The sequence below is a fragment of the Streptomyces sp. CB03238 genome (genome assembly GCF_002099185.1).
In the GTDB taxonomy this organism is placed as follows: Bacteria; Actinomycetota; Actinomycetes; order Streptomycetales; family Streptomycetaceae; genus Streptomyces.
Map to the genome: position 1 here is coordinate 60,634 of NZ_NBCN01000031.1, position 6,259 is coordinate 66,892.

Genomic DNA, 6,259 nt, shown 5'->3' on the forward strand with positions numbered 1-6,259 from the left:
CACGGGGCCCGGCCCGGACGGTGGAGCCGGGGTTGCGGGGCGGGCGGGGCGGGTTGAGCATCGGAGCATGTTCAGTGGCGCGCACGTCATCCTCTACACCAAGGACGCCGACGCCGACCGGGCGTTCCTCCGGGACGTGCTGGGGTTCGACAACGTCGACGCGGGGCGCGGCTGGCTCATCTTCAAGCTGCCGCCGGCCGAGGTCGCCGTACACCCGACGCCAGGTGAACCGAAGCACGAGTTGTATCTGATGTGCGACGACATCGAGGGCACCCTCGGCACGTTGGCGGACCGTGGGGCGGAGGTGTCGCGGCCCGTCAGCGACCAGGGGTGGGGGCTGCTGGCGGCGGTGCGGCTGCCGAGCGGCGGCGAACTGCCGCTCTACGAGCCACGACACCCCACGGCGCACAGCCTGTCACTCTGACGGCGGACCCCCGCGCGAGGCTCATCTCATATCTGAGATAACCTGCCCCCATGGCAGACGACTACCTCGTACGCATCGGCAAGCTCATCCGTGACGCCCGGCAGCACCGCGGCTGGACGCAGACACAGCTCGCCGAGGCGCTGGCCACAAGTCAGAGCGCCGTCAACCGCATTGAGCGCGGTAACCAGAACATCAGTCTTGAGATGATCGCCCGGATCGGCGAGGCGCTCGACAGTGAAATCGTGTCACTCGGGTACGCGGGACCCATGCACCTCCGCGTAGTGGGCGGGCGCCGGCTGTCCGGCTCCATCGACGTCAAGACGAGCAAGAACGCGTGCGTGGCGCTGCTGTGCGCGTCGCTGCTCAACAAGGGCCGTACGACGCTGAGGCGGGTCGCCCGGATCGAGGAGGTCTACCGCCTCCTGGAGGTCCTCAACTCCATCGGCGTACGCACCCGTTGGATCAACGACGGGATGGACCTGGAGATCGTCCCGCCCGCGCACCTCGACATGGCCGCCATCGACGCGGACGCCGCGCGCCGCACCCGGTCCATCATCATGTTCCTCGGCCCGCTGCTGCACCGGCTGCGGCAGTTCAAACTCCCGTACGCGGGCGGCTGCGACCTCGGTACGCGCACCATCGAGCCGCACATGATCGCGCTGCGCCGCTTCGGCCTGGACATCACGGCCACCGAGGGGCTGTACCACGCGGAGGTGGACCGCGGCGTCACCCCGGACCGCCCGATCGTGCTGACCGAGCGCGGCGACACGGTGACCGAGAACGCGCTGCTCGCGGCCGCCCGCCACGACGGCGTCACCGTCATCCGCAACGCCTCCTCCAACTACATGGTCCAGGACCTGTGCTTCTTCCTGGAGGCCCTGGGCGTACGGGTCGAGGGCATCGGCACCACGACGCTGACCGTGCACGGCGTGCCGTCCATCGACGTGGACGTCGACTACTCGCCCTCCGAGGACCCGGTCGAGGCGATGAGCCTGCTGGCGGCGGCGGTCGTCACCGAGTCGGAGCTGACGATCCGTCGCGTACCGATCGAGTTTCTGGAGATCGAGCTCGCGGTCCTGGAGGAGATGGGCCTCGACCACGACCGGACGGCGGAGTACGCCGCCGACAACGGCCGTACCCGGTTGGTGGACCTGACCGTACGGCCCTCCAAGCTGGAGGCGCCGATCGACAAGATCCACCCGATGCCGTTCCCGGGCCTGAACATCGACAACGTGCCGTTCTTCGCGGCCATCGCGGCCTCGGCCCAGGGCCAGACCCTCATCCACGACTGGGTCTACGACAACCGGGCCATCTACCTCACCGACCTCAACCGCCTGGGCGGCCGCCTCCAGCTCCTCGACCCGCACCGCGTCCTGGTCGAGGGCCCGACCCGCTGGCGCGCCGCCGAGATGATGTGCCCGCCCGCGCTGCGGCCCGCGGTGGTCGTGCTCCTCGCCATGATGGCGGCCGAGGGGACGTCCGTGCTGCGCAACGTCTACGTCATCAACCGCGGCTACGAGGACCTGGCGGAGCGGCTGAACTCGGTGGGCGCGCAGATCGAGATCTTCCGGGACATCTAGGACCCGGGGTTCCTGAGGCCCCGTCGCCCTCCACGAAGAGCGGCGGGGCCGGTCGTGGCCGATGATCGACCTGACAGCCCTCGTACGGCACGAGCGCCTCGGGAGACGCAGTGGCAGAGCATCCAGTGATCGGTTACCTCGTCTGGGCCGTGCTGTTCGGCGCCATCTTCGCCTGGGAAGGCATCGGCCTGCTCCGGCCGGCCGACGCGTTCCCCACCCTCAGCGACGCGACCAGGGCCGTCATGCGCTACCCCGTGGGCCGCTGGGCCCTGTTCGCCCTGTGGCTGTGGTACGGCTGGCACACCTTCGTACGCGGCTGGCACTTCCTGTTGCAGGACGCCTCCTGAAAGGAGCCGGCCGTGCTTCCGGTGTCCCTCAACATCACGCTCATGCTGACCGGCTACGCCCTGGTCATGGGCTTCCTCGGCTGCGGGCTGCTCATCCTCCGGCGCCGCCCGGCACGGCGGTGGGCCCCGGCGCGCCGGGTCCTTTCGCGTCCGGGCGGGCGGGGCTGGCCGGCCCTGATCCGCCAGGTCGCGGGCACCGCGATCGGCGGTTACGTGCTGCTGATGGCGGTGGTGGTCGGCTACTACCAAGGGGTGGCGCATCTGGGCGGCCGCTTCCTGTCGAGCGCGGTCACCGGCACCGCGCTGCTCATCGGCATCACCCTGCCGGTGTTCTTCCTCGCCTCATGGGTCGCGGCACGGCGACGCGGTTAGGCTCCCTGGTCGCCGGCACGACTGGAGCTCCACCGAGGATGTTCCTCGGTGGAGCTCCGGTGGCTGTTCGGTCACTTCTTGGCCGACGAGATCAGCCGGTCGAAGGCGCTCGCGACGTCTTCCCGCGTCAAGACCTGGCGGTTGTTCCGGACGATCACGCCGGAGTAGACGTCGGCGGCCTGGATGCCGGCCATTCCATTGCCCCAGACGATCAGCTCGCCCAGCTTCTCGTCCGACTCCCACAGGACCTGCACCGAGGCCGGATCACGGTCGCGCGGTGACGCGCACACCTTCACCGTGAATCCCCGCGCACGGACGGTCGATCCGTTCTCCGTGACCGGATCCGGACCTCGTCCAGCAGTTCGGTGGGACTCAGCACGTCGGGCCCTCCACGACTCGGATGTAGTCAGCCGCCGTGGCCGGAGCCGGCTCGGGCTGTCCACCGTTCGGAGCGCTGCGGCGGGCACTCGGTGCCAGTGCCCGCCGCAGATGGGTCACGTCACGTGGCTCGCGACCACCAGTCCGGGGCCACGTTGATGCTGCGGACGTCCCCGACCTGGTGCTGGGTGGGGTCGTCGGGGTCGACGTCGCCGTATCCGTACGGATCGGGGTCGGCGATGACGAAGATCCGCACGCCGGACTCGGGAACCCGATACCGAAGGGTGTCCGTGGTCGTCGTGTCGTCGTCCCGTTCGACGGAGTGGCCCTTGCTCCGGATCAGGCCACTCAGGTCATCGAAACCCACCCGAGGGGCGAACGGCCCGTACGCCTCCTGGAGGGCGGGCGGAACGGCGGCGGTGTCGTGGATCAGGCGGTGCACCTGCACGCTGATGCCGAAGCACAGCCACGCGTCCTTGTCCTCCCGGAAGGAGAGTTCAAGGAGTCCGTAGTCGCGGCGCATGAGGCCGTGGGACCTGTCGTCGAGGTAGTCGGGCCCCAGCCTCGCCTCCCATTCGGCAGGCGTGGTGCCGATCCCCGCCCCCAAGACATCACCACGCGTGGCGACGTGGGCATAGAAATCCAGGTCGGACATCTACATCTTCTCCATTGCCTCGAGCAAGGCCTGCAGTTCCTCCGTGCGGTCGTTGTTGAAGCGCCACTGCGGGTTCCGGCCTTCCTTCATGGCCTTGGCACTGGACTCGAACACTTCCTTGGCCGATTTCGTCACTCTGATCATGTCCGCGCGCAGCTTCGGGTTGGACTTGATCATGTCGATGACGGAGTCGACCTGCTTCTGTGTGGCGGTGCCCTTCTTGAGCCGAATGGCATCGCCCGTGATGCCACCCTTGCCGTCCGGGCGGAGCGCCACTTCCATGCCGTCCCTCATGTTGACGTGGGCGCCCTTGGTCACCCAGTCCTGGTCCACCTGACCGACGTGGTCGATCTGGAAGTTGCACTTCTTGTCCTTCTTGGCATTGTGCACCAGGACTGTTGCCGAGCCCGCGGCCACGTAGTACGTGTGGTGGCCCTCGACGGTGAGGTTGTGGACCGTGCGGATCTCGGTCCACGCACGGGTGCCTGTGACCTCTGCCGGCCGGCCGGACGGGGCACGGAGCCGGTCACCCGCCGCGAGATCCTCGGCGTTCACCCAACGCTGCCGGCTGTCCACCCAGAACGGGTGTCCACCGGTGGCAGTGACCGTCCCGGTGGCGTTCCCGGCTCGGCCGTCGGTGTCGATGGTGACGGCCACCAGGTTCTTGCGGCCCGTGCCGACGATCACATCGGTGACCGCGCGTGCGTCGGTCGTGCCGGTGGTCGGGTCGGTGGCCAGCACGCGCTGTCCGATCCGGACTTCCTTGATGGGCTCACGTGTGCCGTCGGCCATCAGTACCGGCGTATCCGGAGTGAAACTGTTGTCCTCCAGCGTGCACACCACAGGTGTCTTCCGGAACTTCTCCAGGATTTCCTGACTCTTGCCGATCAGCTTCTTCGCCGCGGCGGACTCGTCCAGGAAGCGGCCGATGCCGCCGACGACGCGGGTGATGGCTTTCGCGATGTCCGGGAGTTTCTTGATGACGACCAGCGCCTTGCCCCAGGGCAGGGCGCCGATCGCCGCCCAGAAGCACGCTTCGATGTCGCCGTCGCCGAAGCACTTCTTGATGTCCTCGAAGAGGAGGTCGACAAGAATCTGACCACCGTTTTCCATGAGGAAGTCGGTGATTTCCTGGTCCGCCAGCTTGCGGGCCTGCTCGTACTCCTCGGGTGAAATATCGGCCGCTTCGAGCTCCTGCTCCTCCTGCCAGGTCAGCTCGGGGCCACCGCCCTTGCCGTCCTGTGCGGCGGCCTCCGCGCGGCGCTTGCGTTCCTGCTCGCGCTCGTATTCCTCGGCCTTCTTCGCCGCCTCGTCCGCCTCGTGGGCGTACGTGTTGGCGTTCTTGGCCGCCGCTTCCGCCGACTTGGCGTGCTTTTCGGCGGAGTCCGCCAGGGTGCTCGCGGCCGCGGCGTCCTTTTCCGCCTGTGCCGCGGCGCCCTGGGCGACGGTGGCCTCCCGCTCGGCGAGGGCGGCGGCGCTGCCGGCCGCGGCGGCGTGGTTGTCGGCCTGGGCCGCGGCGCCACGGGCGCGGGCTGCTTCGGCTTCGGCCTGGGTGGCTGCCTTACGGGCGGCCGTGGCGTCCGCGTAGGCCTGGTTGGCGGCCTGGCGGGCGAGTTTGGCGTCGGCCTGGGCCTGGGCGTCGGCCTGGTGGGCGCGCGCCGCGGCGGCCCGGGCCTTGGCGCCGTCCTCGGCGGCCTGGGCGGCGGACTTCAGTGCCGCCGCGGCGGAGCGGGCGGCGCTCGCGGAGGACCGTGCCGCGTCGGCGGCGGCCTTGAAGGCCGGGGCCACCTGGGCGTTGGCGCGCTTGGCCGCGGCTTCGGCGGCCTCGGCGGCCTTGACCGCCTCGGCGGCCTTCGCCTCGGCCGAGGCGACCTGCTGTGCGCCCATCTCCTGTGCGGCGGCCGCCACTTCGGCGGCGAAGTCGGCGTCGACGTCCTTGCCGGAGAAGGGGGCGGTCAGGGCGATCGCGGTGTTGGCCGGGTCGGCGATACCGGCCGCGGTCGCGCGGGCCGCCGTGGAGGCCTGCACCGCGATGCCGGCCTGGAGCCTGGCCATGGCGGCCTCACGGACCGCGCCGTCGGCCTCGTCCTTGGTGCGGTTGGCAGCCTGCAGGGCGTTGTTGGCCTCGATGGCGGCCAGTCCGGCCAGCCGGGCCGATTCGTGGGCCGCGATACCGGCCCGGGCTTCCTGGGCGGTGGCCTCGGCGGCCTTGGTGTCGGCCCGCTGCGCCGCCGCGTGGGTGGCGGCGGCCTCGGCCTCGGCCTTGTTCGCCGCCGCGTCGGCGGCAGCGGCGGCCGCCTCGGCCTTGTTCGCCGCGGCGTTGGCCCGCGCGGCGTGCGCGGTGGCCTCCGCGGCGGCGGCCCGTGCCCGGGCGGCCGCGCCCGCGGCTTCCGTGGCGGCCGACCGCGCCCGTACCGCCGCGCCACTGGCCGTGTTGGCCGCGCCCCGGGCCTGACCGGCCGCCGCGCCGGCGGTGTTGGCGTCCGCCCGCGCCGCTTCCGCC

The 6,259-nt window shown here is 70.4% G+C and carries 7 protein-coding genes; 4 read left to right on the plus strand and 3 right to left on the minus strand.

What is annotated here, in order from left to right; genetic code table 11:
- Nucleotides 1-67: 67 nt before the first annotated feature.
- The 4 genes from BKD26_RS35125 to BKD26_RS35140 all read left to right on the plus strand — a co-directional run bounded on the left by BKD26_RS35125 (nucleotide 68) and on the right by BKD26_RS35140 (nucleotide 2,723).
- Nucleotides 68-424, plus strand: coding sequence for a VOC family protein (locus BKD26_RS35125; RefSeq protein WP_084906661.1), 357 nt, complete (start codon nucleotides 68-70; stop codon nucleotides 422-424).
- Between the two features lie 50 nt (nucleotides 425-474).
- Nucleotides 475-2,004 carry a UDP-N-acetylglucosamine 1-carboxyvinyltransferase gene (locus BKD26_RS35130; RefSeq protein ID WP_073755204.1) on the plus strand — a complete coding sequence of 510 codons (1,530 nt, stop codon included), beginning with the start codon at nucleotides 475-477 and terminating at the stop codon, nucleotides 2,002-2,004.
- 110 nt (nucleotides 2,005-2,114) lie between these two features.
- Nucleotides 2,115-2,351 carry a DUF6186 family protein gene (locus tag BKD26_RS35135; protein WP_143662757.1) on the plus strand — a complete coding sequence of 79 codons (237 nt, stop codon included), beginning with the start codon at nucleotides 2,115-2,117 and terminating at the stop codon, nucleotides 2,349-2,351.
- A 12-nt stretch (nucleotides 2,352-2,363) separates the two neighbouring features.
- Nucleotides 2,364-2,723: a DUF6256 family protein gene (locus BKD26_RS35140; protein ID WP_084906665.1), complete on the plus strand. Its 360-nt coding sequence runs from the start codon at nucleotides 2,364-2,366 to the stop codon at nucleotides 2,721-2,723.
- A 71-nt stretch (nucleotides 2,724-2,794) separates the two neighbouring features.
- Here BKD26_RS35140 and BKD26_RS35145 read toward each other — a convergent pair whose 3' ends face one another.
- From BKD26_RS35145 to BKD26_RS35155, 3 genes are all read right to left on the minus strand, one after another.
- Nucleotides 2,795-3,019 carry a hypothetical protein gene (locus tag BKD26_RS35145; RefSeq protein ID WP_084906667.1) on the minus strand — a complete coding sequence of 75 codons (225 nt, stop codon included), beginning with the start codon at nucleotides 3,017-3,019 and terminating at the stop codon, nucleotides 2,795-2,797.
- Nucleotides 3,020-3,222: 203 nt separating this feature from the next.
- The gene (locus tag BKD26_RS35150) at nucleotides 3,223-3,756 is read right to left on the minus strand and encodes a hypothetical protein (RefSeq protein WP_084906669.1); all 534 of its coding nucleotides are present in this window, start codon (nucleotides 3,754-3,756) and stop codon (nucleotides 3,223-3,225) included.
- Nucleotides 3,757-6,259: Hint domain-containing protein (locus BKD26_RS35155; protein ID WP_241518998.1), on the minus strand; the 2,503-nt coding region annotated here is incomplete at its 5' end. It lies immediately after the preceding gene.

Bases quoted from the DNA above. Each gene is read 5' to 3' on its own strand.
- BKD26_RS35125 (WP_084906661.1), top strand. From the start codon at position 68: ATGTTCAGTGGCGCGCACGTCATCCTCTACACCAAGGACGCCGACGCC.
- BKD26_RS35130 (WP_073755204.1), top strand. From the start codon at position 475: ATGGCAGACGACTACCTCGTACGCATCGGCAAGCTCATCCGTGACGCC.
- BKD26_RS35150 (WP_084906669.1), bottom strand. From the start codon at position 3,756: ATGTCCGACCTGGATTTCTATGCCCACGTCGCCACGCGTGGTGATGTC.